Origin of the sequence: Halorussus halophilus (genome assembly GCF_008831545.1) — an archaeon.
Lineage (GTDB): Archaea > Halobacteriota > Halobacteria > Halobacteriales > Haladaptataceae > Halorussus > Halorussus halophilus.
On sequence record NZ_CP044524.1, the window covers coordinates 402,382 to 422,567 of the forward strand.

Consider the following 20,186-nt stretch of genomic DNA (forward strand, 5'->3'; position numbering starts at 1 on the left):
AACCCACGACTAAAGTCGTGGGCTTTCGCGTGGACTCCCGTTCTGACCATCGCTGGCGGGCGAATACTCGCCACTCACGTTCAACGTCCCGCGATTTAGCGCAACACCTACGGGTGCGCCTCCATCGTCTGCGTTTTGCCGACGACGGAGATACCGAAAGCCGATATTCTTGCTCGCGTTGTAGTCCGCGTGGTTCTCATATCCGCATTTCTGACACTCGAACGACTCTCCCGACCGATTGTTACCGTGCGTAAACCCACACGTCGAACACCGCTTCGACGTATTCTCCGGCGGAACTTGCTCGACGTTCAGACCGTACTCCTCAGCCTTGTACTCGACGTACTCGTATAGGCGTCTGAACGCCCAAACGTGTTGCCACGTCGATTCAGGGACGTTCTCCCTAATGTGGGTCAAGTTCTCGAAGACGATGGTCGAACAGTCGTTCTCGACGGCTTCTTCAAGAAGTTCGTTTGCCACCGTGTGTAGGTGCATCTCGAACCGTCCAGTCTCTTTTCGCCCAACGGATTCGATGTTATCGTGGGCGTGTCTCGAACCACACTGTTGGAGCAACCCACGACGTTTCTCGTACTCTCGACGCCAGTGGTTGAATTCGTCTGCCGACCAGAACTGCCCGGTCGAAGCGACGGCGAGGTTGTTGACGCCTAAATCCACACCAAGGACTGTTCTGTGCTTAGTGTCCGGTTCAGACGACTCCTCGTCTGCTTCGACTTTTCGCATGGAGGCATGGAGATACCAGTCACCGTCGCGGTACTGGAGAGAGGCCATTCGAAACTCGAAATCGTCGTCGGAGACGTACTTGGTCGGCGGTTTCTCCGGGTCGTCGGGAAGAATGTAATCGCACTCGACGCGCCCATCTACGGTGGACAGCGATACGTGGTCGCGGTGGAAAGTCGCAGACCGCTTGTCATACACCGCACTGTCCGCCGAGAAGTATGGCTTCGACGTACTTTCGCCACGTTTGAGTCGTTCGACACCACTCTTGACGGCTTCGACTGCCCTGCGAATCCCTTTCTGAACGAGATTCGCGGTCAGGTCGGTTTCGTCGCGGAGTGGGTCGTAGAGGGCGCGTTCGGCGTTTGCTTTCGAGGTAACGTGGTAGACGTCGTCGTCACCAGAAACGTTCCGCGTTTCTGGTTGGCAGCCAGACTCCTGCGGAGTCTGGCGACGCCCGTGCCAACACCAGTTGCTTGCGCGGTTTGCGCAGTGTTTGAATTGTTCGACCGTCTCTCGGAGTGCTGAATCGTCGTCCGAGGATGTGTTGAGTTTGATGACGGCGGTTCGCCGGTATTCCACGACACTTCACATTACGGCACTGAGTTACTTAATGGTGGGGGAGTCGGCAGGCAATCGTTCGAGGAGAGACTCGTACCATGTTGGCTTTCTCCCACGGCTAAAGCCGTGGGCTTCCGCCTCGAAATTCATGTGACACTCTCTGGGACCCAACCAGTTTTGGGAATCGCCGCCGACACGTCTCCCTGGGACCTATGGGGACGAAGAACCGCTGGTACGAAAACGCCGTCTTCTACGCCATCGACGTGGAAGTGTTCGCGGACGGAAACGGCGACGGCGTCGGCGACTTTCAGGGACTGACAGAGCGACTAGACTACCTCGCGGGACTCGGCATCGACAGCATCTGGTTGTTGCCGTTCTACCCGTCGCCGAACCGGGACAACGGCTACGACGTGACCGACTACTACGGGGTGGACAAGCGACACGGGACGCTGGGCGACTTCGTGGAGTTTCTCCGCGAGGCCGACCGTCGGGGCATCGAGGTCATCGTCGATTTGGTTGTCAACCACACCTCCGACCAGCATCCGTGGTTTCAGGAGGCCCGCCGCGACCCGGGCTCTCCGTATAGAGACTACTACATCTGGACCGACGACCCGCCGGACCAACCGGACCCACAGCGCGGCGCGGTGTTTCCCGGCGAGGAGGACACCATCTGGAGCTACGACGAGGTCGCCGAGAAGCACTACTACCACCGGTTCTACCACTTCCAGCCGGATTTGAACACAGCCAACCCCGCCGTCCGCGAGGAGATACGCAAAATCATGGGCTTCTGGCTCGCGCTCGGCGTCTCGGGGTTCCGCGTCGATGCGGCGACGCTCCTCATCGACAACAAGGGCGGCTTGGAACGAACGAAACTAGACGACCCCCACGGCGTCCTCCGAGACATGAGAAAGTTCGTCGAACGTCGAGGCGACGACGCCATCTTGCTCGGCGAGGCCGACGACGCGCCCGACAAACTAGCTGCGTACTTCGGAGACGGAGACGAGTTGAACGTCCTGCTGAACTTCCTGCTCGACGCGTACCTCGTGTTGGCGCTCGCAGAGGAACGCGCCGCACCGCTGGAGACTGTCCTCGACATGCTGCCGGAGGTCCCTGTCGGTGGTCAGTGGGCGAACTTCCTTCGCAACTACGACGAACTCAACGTCGGACGACTGGCACGCGCCCAACAGCAGGCCGTCTTCGCGGAGTTCGCACCGGAAAAGTCGATGCAAATCTACGGTCGGGGCATCCGTCGCCGACTCGCACCGATGCTCGACGGCGACAGAGACCGACTCGAACTCGCGTACAGTCTGCTCTTCTCGTTGCCGGGGACCCCACTGCTCGTCTACGGTGACGAAATCGGCATGGGCGACGACCTCTCGCTACCGGGTCGAACCGCGGTTCGCGTTCCGATGCAGTGGTCGAGCGAGAAGAATGGCGGATTTTCGACCGCAGACCCCGACGAACTGGTCCGGTCAGTCGTCTCGGGTGACGACTATGGCTACGAATCGGTCAACGTCGCCGACCAGCGTGGCGACCCAGACTCGTTGCTCCACTGGTTCTCGCGGTTGATTCACGTTCGCCGCGAGTGCCCCGAAATCGGGAGTGGTGACTGCGAAGTTCTGGAAACGACTGACGATGCGGTGTTCGCTCACCGGATGCGGGGCGGCACGGGGCCACGGAGCGAGACTGGAACGCTCGTCGCGGTCCACAATCTCGGCGACGAGGAGACTACGGTGACGCTCGACTTGGAAGGGTCGCCGACACGATTGTTCGACGGGTCCGAACTCCAGGAAGTCGAGGACGGGTGGCGGTTCGACTTGGGGGAGTACGGCTACTGCTGGGTGCGACTCAATTGAGTCGTACCGAACTTCGTTACTCCGCGCCGAACTCTTCTTCGAGCAGATTCACGTTGCGCTCGTTGGCCTTCCAGACGGCGTCGAACACCGTCCCAGCGATTGGGACCACGCCCCCGGCGAAGTCGATGCCGACGTTGGCCAGCATTCGAGCGATGGTCCCGGTGGAAGCCCCCATCCGGGCACCCTCGGCGACGACGTACAGCGAGAGGGCGGCGGAGGCGGCGTCGCCGCTGACCGGCATGAGGCCGAGCATCGGGTCGAGTCCGACCTTGTAGTTGACGACCGGTAGTTCGACGGCCTCGTCGAGCAAGTTACTGGCCGCGCGAGCGCGCTCTAATCCGGGTGGTTCCTCGGAGACGTTCACTTCGATTGGTTCTCCGTCGCTGTCGGTGGTCATGGGTAGCACTCTTTGGCGCTCGGGAGCCAAAAGTGCGCTGGCTTGCTGTGCAAGCCTGCCGCCGTACGCAGTTTTTTCAGTTCGCTCCGCGATAGCACGCGCATGGAGTACACGACGCTCGGCGACACGGGACTGGAAGTAAGCCGCATCTGTCTGGGTTGCATGAGCTTCGGCGACAGCGACTGGCGGCCGTGGGTGCTGGACCCCGAGGACGGCGAGGAGATAATCGAGCGCGCAATCGACCTCGGAATCAACTTCTTCGACACGGCGAACATGTACTCGAACGGCGAGAGCGAGCGCGTGTTGGGCGACGCTCTGGAGGGCCGCCGCGACGAGAGCGTCGTCGCCACGAAGTGCTACTTCCAGATGGACGACGAGGACCCCAACTCGGGCGGTCTCTCCCGGAAGGCCATCGAGCAGGAGTTGGAGAACTCCCTCGACAGGCTCGGCATGGATACCATCGACCTCTACCAGATTCACCGCTGGGACGACGACACCCCCATCGAGGAGACCCTCCGCGCGCTAGACGACGCCGTGCGCCGCGAGAAGGTCAGGTACCTCGGCGCGAGTTCGATGTGGGCCCACCAGTTCGCAGACGCACTCCACACCAGCGAGCGACTCGGACTCGACCGGTTCGTCTCGATGCAGAACCACTACAATCTCGTGTATCGAGAGGAGGAGCGCGAGATGCTCCCACTCTGCCAAAAGGAGGGTGTCGGTGTGATGCCGTGGAGTCCCCTCGCGCGTGGCTACCTCACTCGGCCCCACGAGGACATCGACGCGACGAAGCGCGGCGAGACGGAAGAACACATGTACCGACACCCCTACCGCGAGGGTGGCGGCGACGAGATCAACGAGCGCGTCAAGGAACTCGCGGCCGACAGGGGCGTCACGATGGCCCAAATCTCCCTTTCGTGGTTGCTCCACCAAGACTGGGTGGACGCGCCAATCGTCGGCACGACGAGTGTCGAGCATCTAGAGGACGCGGTGGAAGCACTCGAAATAGACCTCTCGTCGGGCGACTTGGCGTATCTCGAAGAGCCGTACGAACCCGTTCGGGTGTCGGGCCACGAGTGATACCCTACCCAGTAGAGTTACATTGTTGACGCGAGGTACTTCTCACAAGATGGCCAGCCAAGCCAAAGCCCTCAGCGTCTTGGTGGCAGTAGAGTTCGTCGCCATGGGCGCAATCGTACTGTTCAGCGCACCATTCGAATCTGTCGTGTGGAGCATCCCCCTCTTTCTGGTGTTTTTAGTCGCACTTCTGTTGTACTCCCGTTGAGCAATCTATCCCTACCGAACGCGAAATATCAGCACAAATAACACATTTCTCCGACCTCGTCTCCGTTTATCTGCGCTTTCTCGGAGCAATACAAAACGAATAATAATTACTGTTATGTGTTGCCATGCCGTGCCACTTGCGGAGCGATGGAAACCGACACGTCACGACGGCAGTACCTCAAGGCGACGGGGGCGACGAGCGTCACGGTACTGACTGGAATGGGGAGTGCGGCGGCACAGAATCAGACAATTACGCTGGGCGGCTCGATGAGTCTCTCGGGGGACAACGCGGACCTCGGACAACTGTATCAGGATTCGTACGAGTTGACCATCCAGCGAATCAACGAGGCGGGCGGCGTCGAGGCGGGCGACGGCAACACCTACCAGTTGGAGATGATACTGCGGGACGACGAGAGCGACGCCTCGACTAGTCGCGCGATTTATCAAGAACTCATCGACCGCGAAGGGGTGAACTACCTGCTCGGGCCGTATTCGAGTACGGTCACGCTTCCGGCGAGCGCAGTGGCGGCCCGCAGTCAGAAGCCGATGGTCGAGGGTGGCGGCGCGAGTCCGGAAATCTTCAGTCAAGGCAACGAGTGGATTTTCGGCCTCCTCCCGACCGCCGACAAGTATCCGTTGTCGAGCATCGACATGGCGATGGCCCAAGAGAATCCGCCGCAGGCGGCGGCACTGCTCGCAGAGAGCGACACGTTCAGCCAGAGTTCCGCGGAGGGCGCACGCCAGAAGTTGAACGAAGTCGGCGTGAACATTCCGGTGGACCAGACCTTCCCGAGCGAAACGTCGGACCTCTCGACACTGCTTGGACGGGTTCGGAGCAGTCCCGCAGACGTACTCATCCTCGCGGCCCACCAGAAGCACGCGGTCATCCTCGCGCGCCAGATGGAGGCGCAGAACGTCGACGTGGATATGGCGATGGCGACGGTCGGAAGTCTCACTGCGTCGTTCAAGGAACAGACCGGAGCGAACGGCGACTACATGTACGGCCCAAGTTCGTGGGCTATCAACGCAGACTTCGAGGACAGCGTCTACGGTTCGACCGGCGAGTTCGTCAGCGCGATTCAGGACGAGTACGGCTACGACCCCGACTACCACAATGCCGCGGGCGCAGCCGTCATCGAGACGTTCCAGCGAGCGTTCCAGCAAGTGAACGAACTGAACCCGACGAACGTCAGGAACGCCATCCGAGACATCCAGTTCACCAGCGCGTACGGTGACATTTCGTTCGGCCAGAACGGCGTCATCAGCAAGAACATGCTCGTCTACCAGTGGCAGCCACAACAGGGTGGAGGGGGACAAACTGCTGACGCCCCCGCGAACGCCACTGCAACCCAGACTGGGAACCAGACGGCGAACGGCACCGCGACGGGGGGAGAAGGCGGTCCCGCCGGGTCTCAGAAGACCATCGTCTGGCCCGAAGAAGTTCAGCAGCGTTCGCCTATCTACCCGATGCCCGACTGGTCGGAACGGTAACGACGGATGGCTGTCGCACAGTTCGTCGTGAACGGCCTGCTCGTCGGGGCGCTGTTCGCGGCCGTCGCGGTAGGTTTCGCACTCATCTGGGGAGTCGTCGGTATCATCAACCTCGCACACGGCGAGTTGCTGATGCTGGGCGGCTACGTCACCTACTGGCTAGTCGCGTTCTCGGGCTTGCAGTCGCCGTGGCTCCTGTTGCTGACCGTTCCGGTCGCAGTCGCGGTGCTGTACGTCGTCGGCTACCTACTCCAGCGACTGCTCGTCTCGCGGGTCACGGACGCCGACCTGTTTCTGACGTTGCTGGTGACCTTCGGCGTCAGCATCGTCATCCAACAGTTGGCCATTCAGGCGTGGTCCGCCACGCCACGGGCCGTCACGGTCGGGTTCGCGGACCCCTCGATAGTCGTCGCTGGCGTCGTGATTCCGAAGATGAAGCTGATTGCCTTCGTCGGAGCTATCGTCCTCACACTCGCGCTTTGGACGTATCTCAGACGAACGCGTCGCGGGCGAGCGATTCGTGCGGTGGCGCAGAACCCCGAAGCCGCACGACTGGTCGGCATCGACGTGGCTCATACGCGCGCAGTGACGTTCGGTCTTTCGGCGGCCATCGCGGGCGGAGCGGGGAGCTTCGTGGCGATGATTCTGAACGTCCAGCCCCAGATGGGGTTGGTGTACACGCTGAAGAGCTTCGTCATCGTCGTCTTCGGCGGGTTGGGGAGCGTCCCCGGCGCGCTCGTCGGGGGCTTGCTGTTGGGGTCCGTCGAAGAACTGACCGCCGGATTAGCGGGGAGTCAGTGGACGCTCGCAGTGAGCTTTTCGCTTCTTATCGTGCTGTTGCTCGTCAGGCCGAGCGGACTGTTCGGCAGGCCGATAGAGGAGGGTGGCGAAGCACATGAGTAACGAGCGAACGACGGAGAGCGGTCTCTCACACCTGCTCGCGGCGACAAGTCGCTACGCGTGGGTCATCCTCGCAGTGTTTGTGGTTGTCGGCGCTCTCCTGCCAGTGTTCGGGCTCTCCGGCTTCTACATGACCGTCGTCGCCGACATGCTGGTGTTCGCCGTGCTGGCCCTGTCGTGGGACCTCGTCGGCGGCCAGACCGGCTATCCGAGTTTCGGCAACATGGCCTTCTTCGGTTTCGGCGCGTACACGACGGCGATTCTGTTGAAAGACGTGGGAGTAGCCTTTCCGATGGCCGTCTTCGCCGCCGGATTCGTCGCGGTGGGGTTCGCGCTCGTCATCGGTCTTGCAGTGCTCCGCCTTCGCGGGGGCTACTTCGCCATCGCTACGCTCGGTGTGTTGCTCGTGGCGATTCAACTCAGTCGGAACTTCGAGTTCACGGGCGGCGCGAGCGGGAAGATACTGCTCGATATCCCGCCCGAAGAGACGTTCTACTACGTCTTCCTCGTCATCCTTGCCGTCGAAGTCGCCGTCGTCCTCTATCTCACCCGGACCAGATTCGGCTACGTGCTGAACGCGGTGCGGGACGACGAGGACCGCGCGATAGCGATGGGATTCGACACTACGTACTACAAGACGGCGGCGTGGATGCTCTCGGCACTCTTCACGGGGTGGGTCGGCGGCGCGTGGGGTGCGTACAACACCTTCATCGACCCTCAGACTGCGTACAACCTCGGCTGGAACGTCGAACTCATCACGATGGCGCTCATCGGCGGCGCGGGCACCGTCGCCGGACCAATCGTCGGCGCGTTCGCGCTCACGCTGGTCATCTTCGCGGTGAACACGATGTTTCCGGGGTGGCAACTCGTCGCGCTGGGACTCATCATCATCGCCACGGTGTTGCTCTTACCGGAGGGAATCGTCGGCACACTCGAAGAGCGCGCGAGCGGGATGGAGTACTACAGAGTCGGTGCGGACACAAGCGAGGAGGAAGCGGAGGTGACCGATTCGTGAGTTCCGACGCTGGCGAACAGTCTGCGGCGACTACCGACCACGCGGCGACTGACACCACGAGTACGACCCGAGACGACCCGGTCCTCCGCGTCGAAGGCATCACCAAGCGATACGGTGGTCTGACCGCGGTAGACCACGTGGACGCCGAAATCTTCGACGGAGAAATCGTCGGTCTCATCGGCCCGAACGGGTCAGGTAAGACGACGCTGTTCGACTGCATCGCAGGGAGAACTCGTCCCGACTCGGGGTCTGTCTACCTTCGGGACGAGGAGATTACCGGGTGGGCAGAACACAAGGTTGCGTCTGCTGGCCTCGGACGGATGTTCCAGCACACGCGCATCTACGACGGGATGACCGTCGAGAAGAACGCCCTCGTCGCGGCGAGCGAGGACCGGTCGCTGGGACGACTGATGCGACCGCCGAGCGATGCGGCGCGTGAACGTGCCGAGACGCTGCTTCGGAACGTGAACCTGTGGGAACTGCGCGGGATGCGCGCCGGGCGGATGAGCTTCGGCCAGCAGAAACTGCTAGAGTTCGTGATGGTGCTGATGACCGACCCGGACGTACTGTTGATGGACGAACCGGCGGGCGGCATCAACCCCTCGATGATTCGCCGACTGCTCGACTACATCCGCGAGGCCAACGACGAGGGACTGACCATCTTCCTCATCGAACACAACATGGACGTAGTGATGGACGTGTCCGACCGGGTGTACGTCCTCGCGCACGGCGAGCGAATCGCGGCGGGAGTGCCGGAAGAAATCCAGTCGAACGAGCGCGTCTTGGACGCGTATCTGGGGAGAGAGTGATGGCGGGAGAGAAAGCAGCGGTGGAAGCGAAACCACTGCTGAACCTCGACGGAGTCACGGCGGGCTACGGGAATACGACGGTCGTCCACGACGTGGATTTGGTCGTCCCAGAAGAGAAAATCGCCTGTCTCGTCGGCCCAAACGGGTCGGGAAAGAGTACCGTGATGAAGGCAATCTACGGTTTCGCGGACGTGTTCGACGGCCGCGTTTCGTTCGACGGCGACGACGTAACCGGGCGCAGTCCGCAAGCGAGTCTGCGGTCGGGGATGGCTTACGTCCTCCAGTCCTCGTCGGTCTTCTCGGAGATGACCGTCCACGAGAACATGCTGATGGGCGGCTACGTCTTCGACGACGACGAGCGTGCGACTCGTCGCGCCGAGGAGTTGTACGACGAATTTTCGCGACTGGCCGACCTGCGCGAACAGGAGGCGGGGATGCTCTCGGGCGGCGAGCGACGACTACTCGAACTCGCACGAGGGCTGATGGTCGAACCGCGACTGATGTTGCTCGACGAACCGAGCATCGGACTGGAACCTACCTACATGGAGCAGGTGTTCGACCGCATCGAGAGCCTGAACGAACTGGGCACGACGATTCTGCTGGTCGAGCAAAACGCCGAGAAGGGACTGTCGGTAGCCGACAGGGGCTACGTGCTGGCCAGCGGCGAAATACAGTACTCGGGGACTGGGACGGAGTTGCTCGAAGACGAGGAGGTCGGGCGGTTGTATCTTGGTGGGTGAATCGGACGAGCAGTTCACAGCGCCCGCTCGACCCTCCTTTCGAATCTTCGAAACTTGTAGTACGACACTTCGCGGCTTGGTTCGAAGCCGTTCGTGGTCAGCGCGCGTTTCGAGATGCCGTTGTCGAGTGCAACCAACGTGTAGGCTTCGTCGGCACCGCGCTCCCTCGCTAGCGCGAGCGACCGACGAATCAGTTCCGTGGCGATGCCGCGTCTTCGGTAGTTCGGCGTGACGTACAATCCCCAGAGGAACGCCTCGAACTCCAATTCGCGCTCTACCGGCGACATGTAGACAGCTCTGTCGAGACTGAGCGTCTGGAAGCCCACGGGGTCCCCGTCGGCGACTGCGACGACTACGTCGTCCTCGCAAGTTAGCGCACTTGCGTCCTGACTCGGCGGTGGGGTCAGTTCGTCGGAGGCCCGGACGTCGAAGGAGACCGTCTCGAACGCTGTTTGTTCGGCCTCGAAATCGTCCAAATTCGCCCCGTACAGGTGCATCTTCGAGACTTTGACTCCGTGGCGCGCGAGAAAGTCATACGCTGCTCTCGTGTATGGGTTCCGAACGAGTCGCCACGGGGAGAGCGTCGCCATCGGCGGCGGTTCTCGGCCAGCCCCGAAAGTCGTGTCGATTAGCTATCTCGATTCGGTATCGGGTTACTGACCTCCAAAGAAATCACGATCGAGGAGACGTACCGCAAAGCACAGGACAGCGCCAACGCGATGGGCGGCACGCCCGCGAGCCGCGAGTTCGAGTTCAAGCGGTACTTCTACAACCGCAAGAAGAACATCGAAATCACGCTCCGGGAGTACTCGCTGAACGGGTGGGGCCGCGTGAAGAAGGGCGCGAGCGTCGGCTTGAACCTCTTCATGCAGATAACGTGTGGGTACGGGAACCGCCTCCCCCGAATCGCGGCGTTCACCTTCCTGCTCCCGCTGGCGTTCGGCGTCCTCTACGTCATGGGTGGCCCGCTCGAAACTGGTGCGGGCGTCATCTGGAACGCACCAAACCCCGGCGAAGTGCTGTTCAAAGGCGTCTACTACAGCTACATCAGCTTCAGCACCATCGGCTACGGGAATATCGGCCCACACGGTTGGCTCGCTCGAATCATGGCGGCGTCGCAGGGGATGCTAAACGGGCTGTTCTTCACCCTGTTGACGTTCACGCTCTTCAAGCGCGTGCTAGGCGGGAGCTAACTCACCCGTCGTTCGGAGTCGAAGTCCGAGGAGACGGGTGCCTAAAACAGGTCGTGCCACCAGCGGTCGGCAGTAGAGTTACCGCTCGTACTCGTGTTCTGAGTCGTCGAGTTTGTCGTTGTTGTTGTCGTAGTCGTAGTCGTCGAGTTCGTCGTCGTATCGCTCGTCGTGGTGGTAGCGGATGTGGTCGAGGTTTCTGTAGTCGTCGTTGTCGTCTCAGTGGACTCCGTAGTGGTGTCGCTCGTCGTCTCGGTCCCGTCCGTGGTCGTCGTCTCGGTCGTCGTGCCCGATTCGGTGCCGAGCGCGGCGTTTATCGCACGCTCCAGTTTCTTTCGCTCGGTGTTCGGCGAGAGCGGCTTCCCGTCTACGACGATCCTCGGAATCGTGGGAATCGGTATCTGCTTGACTTGCTTCATCGTCTGGTCGATGTGGCGTTGATACTTCCCGGTCTGGATGGCCTCGACGACCCACTTCCGGGCTTGCTTGGACACGCCCGCCTCTTTCGCAACAGCGAGGATGTTCTCGGTGGTCGCCCATCCGGAGTCGCGCTGCTGGTTGTGGAACCAGAGGTCGAAGAAGTCCCAGAACGATTTTGGCTCGGCGGTCCAGACGGCCAATCCTGCCCGTGCGAGCCGAGGTTCGTCCGGGCCGTGGAACGGTTCGCCGTCGTTGTACGCCACGCCGCGGAAACGAAGTTGGACCTTCCCCGTTTTCACGTACTTCTTCAGGAACGTCTCCATGTACTTGATGGCGAAGTTGTGCGTATAGGGGCACTTCCACCCTCCGTAGAAGGTGAGAGTGAGTGGGGCGTCGTCAGACCCCATGACGGGGTACTTGTACGAGGTCGGTTGCTTCGGTATCGAAACCGACGAGATGACACCGCCCGGCTTCTGGAAGGAGACGTTGGCTGCTGTCGGGTCTTTGACCGTCGTTTCGGTCGGTCTCGCGGTCTGAGTTTCCGTCGTCGTGGACTTTTCGATCGTTCCCATGGTCGAACCGCTGGTCGCTCTTCCCGTGGTCGTCTGGTTCGAATCGCCGTTCATCACGCTGTTACAGCCCGCTAACGCACCGACAAGCGCAGTTCCACCGAGTTGCAAGAAGCGTCGGCGGTCGTCTTTCTCGGTCATACGCGCCACTATCTCCCGCTCGACCATTATTAGCCGTGAGATAAGCGCTCGTCCCTCCGTCTACAGCGTGATTATTCCCTCGATAAGTGGCTCTTTGACACCAATTAACGGGGTCTCCCACCAAAACGCGCCGCCGTCAGAAACACTTTGTCGGAGACCGACGAACAGGCACCCGTGAGCAGAGAACAACTCAGGAAGGCCGCCGCGAAACTCGAAGACGCACGCGAACACACCGACGACGCCGAGACCGACGAGCAACTCGCAGAGTACGCCGACCGACTGCGGAAGATGGCAGACGCCGAGGACGGTCCCGACCACGGGGGTCTCGCCAGAATCACGCACAACGTCCGTGAACTCGAAGGGGACCTCGAAGCGTCCGAGATAGAGCAAATCGTCGCCCACGTCAACGCCTACCGCGAGACGGTCGAGGGCGTCTGAATAGGAAAGTTCGACCGTGTTATTGTATCGGCTGTAACTCCGCGCTGAAGTGGCGCAACTCGGCCATCTCCGGCTCTTGGACGATTTCGAGTCCCGTTATCTCGCCAGCGTCGCGGGAGCGTGAGTCAAATCGGTGTGACCACCTTCGGCTTGTCTGCTCGATACTATCGTAATCGGCAACCACAGACGTATGTGTTCTGTGACAGGGCCGTACTTGAGTTGTCGGTTTTGTGATGCTGATCGCCGGAGGTGAGGACTCTGAGGCTAATCTGGACACTAGTGCGATAGCAGAGTAGAGGCCTCAAAATCATATTTCATTTAATTATTTACGGTATGAATATAACAACGATATATGAGAAATAATAACGCGGACAGATTGTTAGCTTCCCGAAGAGCGACCCTCCGATCAGTAGCCGCTGGTAGCTTAAGTCTACTCGGCACCGGTATTACTAGTGGCCGTGGCGAGAAAGTTGTGGAAATACCGAAGTATCAATCTCATGGAGAGGTGATTGCTTGGCAAAGTGTCTCTCGAAGCTGGTTTGAGCGTACGAAACTCGTGGACGAAGTCGTAGATGACCTCTGTGAAACGTTCCTACGAACTCCTGAGGTAGAAGCTGTCGAGCAAGTCCCGGGGGACAAGTTGACCAAAAATTATCGAACGGGAAAGGTAGTTGTTCGGGCAAAATCTGATATTGACAAGGTACGAGCGGCAGTGCCGGAATCAATAGACAACGTGCCAATTTCTGTTGAACCTGCCATGAAACTGCATGATACGACAGTTCTAGAAGGCGGAATGTCGGGAGGAGCTTTCGACAACGAAGCAACGTTGACTAGCAAAGTCACGTACGGTGGTTCGACACGAATAATGACCGCGAGACATATGTTTACCGAAAGCGGTCGCTGTGACCCTACCTTGGACAACAACGCAGCGTACTCGGACGACGAAAAATTTGGAGTGGTTACGGACGATTGGCAATCTCACGACGTTGCGATTGCGGATGCTCGTGAATCCGATTTCGAGATAGGGTCTGGCATTTATAATCAGCCGGGTTACATCGATGGAGCGGTTGCGAAGAAGGAGTTGCAGAGAATGCGAGACGAGTATGATTACTCCGTTCGTAAGTACGGTCAAAAGTCACAACTGACGACCGGAGAGAGAGTCATCGGGTTATCTACAACTATTACCTGCGATATTAGTGGTTCTGAAGATTTGACTGATCTTGTTCTGACATCTGACGCCCAGTTTGGAGGTGATTCTGGTGCGCCACGCTACGTGGAGGAATATATCGACGACCTAAATCAGACCGTGCAATATATTATCGGACCAGCAACTCAGAAAAATAGCGATGGTAATGCAGTCGGTGCTGGAGCTTACAAGCTTGAAAATCAAGAGAGTATCTACTTTTAGAGTATCTTATTGAGAACTATCCCATTACTTTATTGACGTTCACATCATCCTTCGAATGATGAGTCGAGCGATTATCTACTTCGATGGTAGTGATAGGAATGCACAGAATGTCTTCAATATCGAATTCTCTGATGACGAGTCGGCCCCACTTTGTTCTACAGACGAACTGATATACGATGTCGATGCGTGCCATTGGAAGTTCCCTATTGAAGCACTTAGACGCGAACCAGACTTAGGAGACGACGTACAGCCCGTATCCGTCCCTCGCGAGAACGTATATCGCGTTATAAAGGAACGAAAAGTTGAGACTGTCTCTGGAATTACCACTGCCGAAGATACCGTCGAAATATTGTTCAACTCCTTACCGGGAGAGTACACAGAACTAACGAATTCAACAGACGATTTTCTGGAGGTACCTTCGTACAACGACGATACCGAACACTGGCAGTTCGTACATTCAGACCCCGCAGTACGACACGATGGACAGCGACTCATCCTGGAACAACACGTCCCACGTGAGCGAGTTCTCTACGCTATTGCTGGGGAAATATAGACCTGTATTTGAAATACGGAAAACACGAAAACCCGAGTACCGGTCTGCGTCTAGTTAACCGGCTGTAGCTCCGCGCTGAAGTGCCGAAGCTCTTTCATCTCCGGTTCTTCGACTATTTCTAGCCCAGTAGTCTCGCCAGCGTCACGGCGCTCGGCGACCGATTCGAACGTCTCGGCGACGTGTTCGAGGTGGTCCGTGCCGTAGGTTCGGCGCGGGAGCGCCAGTCGGACGAGTTCCGGCCGGTCGGTGTCGGGGAACGCGAAGCTACCGAGTTCGACGCCGCGAACTGCGCCCTCCCGGTAGAGTTCACAGACCAGCACCTGTCCAGGGAACTGCTCGGCCGGAATGTCTGGGAAGAACGCGTCTGCATCGACGTAGATAGCGTGGCCGCCCGTGGGAAGGTGAACCGGCACGTCGCGCTCGGCGAGTAGTTCCCCGAGTTGCTGGACCTGGCCGACCCGGTCCGCGACGTAGGCCTCCTCGACTGACTCACGCAGACCGACCGCCATCGCTTCGATGTCGCGGCCCGACATGCCGCCGTAGGTGGTGAACCCTTCGTAGAGGATGCCGCGCTGGCGTACCCCCTCGTAGAGGCCATCGAGCGCTCCGTCGTCACTGATGCCAACGAACCCGCCGATGTTGACCAGTCCGTCTTTCTTGCCGCTCATGATGATGGCGTCGGCCTCGGCGAGTTGTTCGCGGGCGATGTCAGCCACGGAGTGGTCGGCGAACTCGTCTTCGCGCTCCTTAACGAAGTAGGCGTTCTCCGCAAAGCGACAGGCGTCGATGACGAAGTGAGCGTCGAGGTCGTCGGCGACCTCGCGGGCCGCACGCAGGTTCTCGATGCTCACTGGTTGGCCCGCCAGCGAGTTGTTCGTGATAGTCACGAGAACAGCGGGAACGTTCTCCGCGCCGACTTCGTCCGCGAGGTCCCGAACCTTCTCCACGTCGAGGTTACCGGCGAATTGCTGGTCGCTCGACAGTGCGCCCTCTATCGGACAATCCACAGGTTCTGCGCCAGCGTTGGCGATGTGAGCGCGCGTCGTGTCGAAGTGGGTGTTGTTCGGCACGTAGTCGCCCTCCGAGACGAGTGCGCCGTAGAGGACGTTCTCGGCACCGCGACCCTGATGTGCGGGGACGATTCGTTCGAAGCCCATCACGTCCGAGACGGCCGATTGCAGGCGTTCGAAACTCGAACTGCCAGCGTACGCTTCGTCGCCACGCATCATGGCTGCCCACTGCTCGTCGCTCATGGTGCCGGTGCCGCTGTCGGTCAGTAAATCGACGTACACCGAGTCGGAGTCTAGATTGAAGACGTTGTAGCCCGCGGTTTCGAGGTTCGCCGTCCGCTCGTCGCGGTCGGGGAGGCGAATCGGGGTGACCACCTTCGACTTGTACGCTCGCATGTCCGTGGAGTCGCCGACCGGAGATATATTACTGGCGTGATGTATCCGTCCATCGATGGTCTGTTTCGGTACGTGGAACCCGACTCTGTCCGTCGGCGGATACAATCACAGTTCTCTCCCCGCCCGCAACGAAAGCTATTATTTGATGCTTTTCCCGGGGTAAAGTTTAGAATTATTAGTTGTCAGTCAACGCCCGGTAGTATTATAGAACTGCTCACGCTGTCATTTGGTATCATGTCGGACGACGCTTCGAACGCAGACGACAATTGCAGGCCGTCCTTCGACCGAGAGACGTTCGACGCTTCGCGATTCTCGGACTCGGATTTGCTCGTGCGTCTCGCGAACCGGCGCTGTCGGTACGTCGTCGAGTACTTCACAGACTCCTCGGTCCGAGTGGCGGACATCGACGCACTGGTGGACGAGGTCATCCTCCGGGAAGAGAGCGAGAGTACGCCGACACAACGCAGACACGTCGCCATCTCGTTACATCACAATCACCTACCGAAACTGGCCGACATGGGTGTCGTGTCGTACGACGCCCGCTCTCGAACCGTCAGATACCGAGACGACCACCGCATCGAGAGCTACGTATCCCTATACGACGAGTTAGATTTGTAAATGAACATCGGCTAATGCGATTATTCCGACCTCATATTTTAGATATGTGTACGATTTCACTCAAATCTCCAAAACGAGCCGATACCAATAAGGTCGTCCGAATCCATTCGCTCACCGGTGGCACGGTTCGACGACTCCCCCGACTCCTTCGAGGCCGTTCGAGGGATCGAGAACGACGACGAGCGGATAGAGCGCGTCGAGCGCTGCGAACTACCGAACGGCGTCCGGACGCTCGTCGAGGAGTACGAGGAGACGGTCGGGGAACGTGACCGGTTTCTCTGGCAGTGGCTCTACTTCATGTTCCCGGCTGTCACGCTTTCCTGTGTCGATTCGACGTTCGAGGAGCGAGTTCGCGACCAGAAACTACTCGCCTCGCTGTTCGTCGTCCTGCTGGACGACCTCGGTGAGCGACAGATGGACCGGCCGACCTTCGAAGAGGCGTCGAAGATTCCGTCGCCACATCAGCGTTGCCGACCGGAGCGGGAGGCGGTCAACGAGGAGTACGTCGCGTTCGCCGAGCGGGTGTGGGAGGCGTTCGAAGAGCAACTAGCTACCGCACCGCGCTACAGCGACTTCGAGTCGATATTCGAGTTCGACGTGAAGCAGAACCTCAACGCCATCGACTACTCGTACACGGTGAACCAACACCTCGAAATGGCGACGCTCGACGAGGTTACGACCTACGATTGCCACAACATGATGCTGTTCACGTACGTCAACATCGACCTCATGCACTCGCCGTCGTTCGACCGGGGAGAACTGGCGTCGCTTCGACAGGTCGTTTCGCGGGCCCAACGAATGGCGCGCGTCGGCAACTGGGTCACGACGTGGGAACGAGAACTCCGAGAAGGTGACTACAGTTCCGGCGTCGTCGTGTACGCGCTCGAAAACGACATCGTCGATAGAGAAGAACTCTACAAACTGAGCGCCGGTCGATTCGGACCAGGGTGTGACGAACTCGTCGAACGGATACAGAACCGTGGCGTCGAAGAGATGTTCCTCGACGAGTGGCATCAGAACCACGAGGAGATAGAACAGATACAGAGCCAGTTGACGTCTGTGGACGTCGATTCGTTCCTCTCGGGGATGGAGAAACTGCTCTCGTACCACCTTGCAAGCCGAGGTTTGAAATGAACCGACCAAGAGAACAATCGGGAACCGACTCTCGCTCGATCGACGACCTACTGGTTGACGCCGTGAAACGCGCCGAACTGTTCGACACGCTCAAACAGGGCCGACACGAAACGCCGGAGTTGGTCGATTCGCTCAACATGTCTCGTTCGACGGTCCACCGAACGACTCGTTCGTTCAGCGAAAAAGGACTCCTCGAAGAGACGGACGATGGGTACGAACTGACCGAGTTCGGTCACTCGGTCGCCGACGCAGTCGAGGCGTTCCGGACTGAGGTCTCGACGGCGTACGACCTCGAAACGTTTCTGAACATCGCGGAGCCGACTGCGGTGGACGTTCCGTTGCCTGCGTTCGAGGACGCGACTGTCACCCATCCGAAACCCCGCCAGCCACACTTCGCGGTCAAGCGCATCATCGAACTCATCGAGTCGTCCGAATCGGTGCGACTGTTTTCGAGTATCATCTCTCCATTTTACGTCGATGTCGCCCACCGGGAGATGCTAAACGGAACGGAAATCGAAGTCATCTTCGAATACGACGTCGTCGATATCATCGCGTCAGAGTACACCGCCAAAGCGACCGAAGCTGCCGAGACTGGACTGTTCGAAGTCCGCGTCCGCGACGACCTTCCGTTCGAGCTGTTCATTTTCGACGACCGGATCGGCATGGCGGCACACGACGAGCAGGGAATCGCCCGGGTGTTCGTCGAATCCGAGTGCCCGAAGGCCGTCACGTGGGCCGAGGACGTGTACGAACAGTTCAAATCTGACGCCGACGAGGTCTCGATGGCGCAGTATTGAGGACGTTCTGGAACTTCTCTGACGGCAGTCCCGCCAGCGTCGTTTCATCGATGAACAGCTGTTCACTATCGAACAGCAGTTCAGGAACCAACGTCGTTTCTGAACTGAATCCCGTCCCATAATTCGGTAGCGGCCGCCGATGATTATAAGTGGGTTTGCCCCCTATGAGTGTGCAACACCTCGGCGAAGGAGGTACTCGAGAGTTGACTCGTGAGTCCAAGTAGCCCCAGTTCTCGTCACAAACCCCCAAGGAAACCATGCTAGACACCAACCGACTCGTTGACGACCGAGACTTCATGACCGAACCCCATCACGTTCGGTACGACCCGACGGACAGCACCAACATCACCGAATCGATTGCGATTGCAATCGCAGAACTCGAAGGCGTTCATCCCCTAGAGTTGGACCCCCTCTACGGTGCGGTCAACCCCGAATCGTTGGAAAAGTTCGTCGCTCACGGTGGGTCCGACGAGTTCGGCGGGGAGATGTCTCTCACGTTCGAAGGCTACTCAGTGACGGTACACGCGAGTGGCCTCGTCGAAATAGAACGGATCGACGTGTAGCTTTTCTGGATAGTCGAAGAGTAGTCCTCGAAAGAATCGCTGGAAAACCGAGAATTGGACCTAGACGGGAGACGTTTTCCTCGGCCCGTACGACCGTGCTGACTTTTGCCAGTTTCACGAACACCGCTTTCGTGGCGTCCGTTACTTGGTCTTCACGCGTCGCCACCTAGGTGGCTCCGTATTGGGCCGGTTCGGTTCTCCTTCGGGGTGTTCGACCTCGTGACCCTGTTACAGGTCCTTTAGTTGAGGCCCCTAACTACGTTCTTTTCCATCCAATCGGACAGTTCGAGCGTAGTCGTCCGGTGAATCCTCCCGGTTCTCGCCAATACTTCGTAGGTCGGGAAAGGTAGTAAACGTTTTTCGGCATTCCATGATAGGTATTCTCTCACACAGTCGTCCGGGCGAACGTATCTACATCGACGAACGCGATGGGGGAATGGTATTTGCCGATAGCCACGAAACTGTCCCTCAATGGCCGAGCATCCCCTCAAACAACGGTTCGTCCTCGACACGTCCGTGTTCATCACAGACGAAATCCGCCGTGGTGACGAGGACGTCGAACAGGCGGTACTCCGCCTCCTCGACCTCGTCGCGGAAGCGAAGTTGACGCTCAACATCTCCTGTTACGTGCCGCCGTCGATATACGAGGAGTTGACCACGATGCTCGAAAGTCGCGGCGTCTCCGAGGAAGTGTTCTCGAAACTCAACACGTGGGTCATCAAGAAGAACCCGGCACGCTTCGAGGTGATGATTCCGGCCGAAATCGTCTACGGGTTCATCGACGAGATGAGCGACCGGGTCAACAAGGGGTTGCGCGTTTCGGAGGAGGCAGTCCGCGAAGCCCACGAACTCGAAGACAAAACGGTCGAAGGCGAAGAGTACATGACCGAAGTGGACGAGCTAATTTCGGACCTCCGCGACAAGTACCGTCGCGCGCTCCGCCGGGGCGTCCTCGACTCCCGGGAAGACTTCGACCTGCTGATTCTGGCCCGCGAACTCGACGCTGGAATCGTCACCGAGGACACCGGCATCGTCGCGTGGGCAGAAGATTTCGGCCTGCGGTACCTGAAGGGACGAGACTTCCCGCTGTTGCTCGAAGAGTATCTAGACGCGAACGAGTGAACTGCCTGCCCGGACACTCATTACTTCGGGGTACCTCTCGTGCCA

20 protein-coding genes and 1 pseudogene are annotated in these 20,186 nt (G+C 59.1%); 16 read left to right on the forward strand and 5 right to left on the reverse strand.

Annotation, left to right across the window (positions count from 1 at the left end; genetic code table 11):
- Window positions 1-9 precede the first annotated feature (9 nt).
- A complete protein-coding gene (locus F7R90_RS19975) occupies window positions 10-1,314 on the reverse strand; it encodes an RNA-guided endonuclease InsQ/TnpB family protein (protein WP_158059319.1) in 1,305 nt (434 codons plus the stop codon).
- A 191-nt stretch (window positions 1,315-1,505) separates the two neighbouring features.
- Between F7R90_RS19975 and F7R90_RS19980 the strand changes: the two genes are divergently transcribed.
- Window positions 1,506-3,149 (forward strand): alpha-amylase family protein, encoded by a 1,644-nt coding sequence (locus tag F7R90_RS19980; RefSeq protein WP_158059320.1) that lies wholly within the window; start codon window positions 1,506-1,508, stop codon window positions 3,147-3,149.
- Between the two features lie 16 nt (window positions 3,150-3,165).
- Here F7R90_RS19980 and F7R90_RS19985 read toward each other — a convergent pair whose 3' ends face one another.
- Complete coding sequence (locus F7R90_RS19985) at window positions 3,166-3,546, reverse strand: DUF4112 domain-containing protein (protein WP_158059321.1); 381 nt, start codon at window positions 3,544-3,546, stop codon at window positions 3,166-3,168.
- A 102-nt stretch (window positions 3,547-3,648) separates the two neighbouring features.
- Here F7R90_RS19985 and F7R90_RS19990 point away from each other — a divergent pair, with 102 nt between their 5' ends.
- From F7R90_RS19990 to F7R90_RS20015, 7 genes are all read left to right on the forward strand, one after another.
- Complete coding sequence (locus tag F7R90_RS19990; RefSeq protein WP_158059322.1) at window positions 3,649-4,623, forward strand: aldo/keto reductase; 975 nt, start codon at window positions 3,649-3,651, stop codon at window positions 4,621-4,623.
- A gap of 49 nt (window positions 4,624-4,672) precedes the next feature.
- Window positions 4,673-4,828, forward strand: coding sequence for a hypothetical protein (locus F7R90_RS22425; RefSeq protein ID WP_192498479.1), 156 nt, complete (start codon window positions 4,673-4,675; stop codon window positions 4,826-4,828).
- A 146-nt stretch (window positions 4,829-4,974) separates the two neighbouring features.
- The gene (locus tag F7R90_RS19995; protein WP_158059323.1) at window positions 4,975-6,318 is read left to right on the forward strand and encodes an amino acid ABC transporter substrate-binding protein; all 1,344 of its coding nucleotides are present in this window, start codon (window positions 4,975-4,977) and stop codon (window positions 6,316-6,318) included.
- 6 nt (window positions 6,319-6,324) lie between these two features.
- Window positions 6,325-7,221: a branched-chain amino acid ABC transporter permease gene (locus F7R90_RS20000; protein WP_158059324.1), complete on the forward strand. Its 897-nt coding sequence runs from the start codon at window positions 6,325-6,327 to the stop codon at window positions 7,219-7,221.
- Window positions 7,214-8,233 (forward strand): branched-chain amino acid ABC transporter permease, encoded by a 1,020-nt coding sequence (locus F7R90_RS20005; RefSeq protein ID WP_158059325.1) that lies wholly within the window; start codon window positions 7,214-7,216, stop codon window positions 8,231-8,233. Before F7R90_RS20000 ends, F7R90_RS20005 begins: the two co-directional genes overlap by 8 nt.
- A complete protein-coding gene (locus tag F7R90_RS20010) occupies window positions 8,230-9,042 on the forward strand; it encodes an ABC transporter ATP-binding protein (RefSeq protein ID WP_158059326.1) in 813 nt (270 codons plus the stop codon). Before F7R90_RS20005 ends, F7R90_RS20010 begins: the two co-directional genes overlap by 4 nt.
- The gene (locus F7R90_RS20015) at window positions 9,042-9,782 is read left to right on the forward strand and encodes an ABC transporter ATP-binding protein (protein ID WP_158059327.1); all 741 of its coding nucleotides are present in this window, start codon (window positions 9,042-9,044) and stop codon (window positions 9,780-9,782) included. Before F7R90_RS20010 ends, F7R90_RS20015 begins: the two co-directional genes overlap by 1 nt.
- A gap of 14 nt (window positions 9,783-9,796) precedes the next feature.
- On the opposite strand, the gene F7R90_RS20020 is transcribed toward F7R90_RS20015, so the two are convergent.
- Window positions 9,797-10,372, reverse strand: a complete 576-nt coding sequence (locus F7R90_RS20020; RefSeq protein WP_158059328.1) for a GNAT family N-acetyltransferase — start codon at window positions 10,370-10,372, stop codon at window positions 9,797-9,799.
- Window positions 10,373-10,459: 87 nt separating this feature from the next.
- Here F7R90_RS20020 and F7R90_RS20025 point away from each other — a divergent pair.
- Window positions 10,460-10,975 (forward strand): annotated as a pseudogene (locus F7R90_RS20025) (ion channel); the annotation flags it as partial.
- Window positions 10,976-11,016: 41 nt separating this feature from the next.
- On the opposite strand, the gene F7R90_RS20035 reads toward F7R90_RS20025, so the two are convergent.
- A complete protein-coding gene (locus F7R90_RS20035) occupies window positions 11,017-12,102 on the reverse strand; it encodes a DsbA family protein (protein ID WP_192498480.1) in 1,086 nt (361 codons plus the stop codon).
- A gap of 174 nt (window positions 12,103-12,276) precedes the next feature.
- Between F7R90_RS20035 and F7R90_RS20040 the strand changes: the two genes are divergently transcribed.
- Window positions 12,277-12,540, forward strand: a complete 264-nt coding sequence (locus tag F7R90_RS20040) for a DUF7553 family protein (RefSeq protein ID WP_158059330.1) — start codon at window positions 12,277-12,279, stop codon at window positions 12,538-12,540.
- A gap of 352 nt (window positions 12,541-12,892) precedes the next feature.
- The gene (locus tag F7R90_RS20045) at window positions 12,893-13,948 is read left to right on the forward strand and encodes a hypothetical protein (protein ID WP_192498481.1); all 1,056 of its coding nucleotides are present in this window, start codon (window positions 12,893-12,895) and stop codon (window positions 13,946-13,948) included.
- Window positions 13,949-14,551: 603 nt separating this feature from the next.
- On the opposite strand, the gene F7R90_RS20050 is transcribed toward F7R90_RS20045, so the two are convergent.
- Window positions 14,552-15,907, reverse strand: coding sequence for a tryptophanase (locus F7R90_RS20050; protein ID WP_158059332.1), 1,356 nt, complete (start codon window positions 15,905-15,907; stop codon window positions 14,552-14,554).
- Window positions 15,908-16,141: 234 nt separating this feature from the next.
- Here F7R90_RS20050 and F7R90_RS20055 point away from each other — a divergent pair, with 234 nt between their 5' ends.
- The 5 genes from F7R90_RS20055 (at window position 16,142) to F7R90_RS20075 (ending at window position 20,141) form a co-directional block, all read left to right on the forward strand.
- Window positions 16,142-16,525, forward strand: coding sequence for a DUF7344 domain-containing protein (locus F7R90_RS20055; protein ID WP_158059333.1), 384 nt, complete (start codon window positions 16,142-16,144; stop codon window positions 16,523-16,525).
- A gap of 117 nt (window positions 16,526-16,642) precedes the next feature.
- Window positions 16,643-17,659, forward strand: a complete 1,017-nt coding sequence (locus F7R90_RS20060; protein WP_158059334.1) for a hypothetical protein — start codon at window positions 16,643-16,645, stop codon at window positions 17,657-17,659.
- Window positions 17,656-18,456, forward strand: coding sequence for a helix-turn-helix transcriptional regulator (locus F7R90_RS20065; RefSeq protein WP_158059335.1), 801 nt, complete (start codon window positions 17,656-17,658; stop codon window positions 18,454-18,456). Before F7R90_RS20060 ends, F7R90_RS20065 begins: the two co-directional genes overlap by 4 nt.
- Before the next feature lie 257 nt (window positions 18,457-18,713).
- Window positions 18,714-19,019, forward strand: a complete 306-nt coding sequence (locus F7R90_RS20070) for a HalOD1 output domain-containing protein (protein WP_158059336.1) — start codon at window positions 18,714-18,716, stop codon at window positions 19,017-19,019.
- Between the two features lie 471 nt (window positions 19,020-19,490).
- The gene (locus tag F7R90_RS20075; protein ID WP_158059337.1) at window positions 19,491-20,141 is read left to right on the forward strand and encodes an RNA ligase partner protein; all 651 of its coding nucleotides are present in this window, start codon (window positions 19,491-19,493) and stop codon (window positions 20,139-20,141) included.
- Window positions 20,142-20,186: the final 45 nt, after the last annotated feature.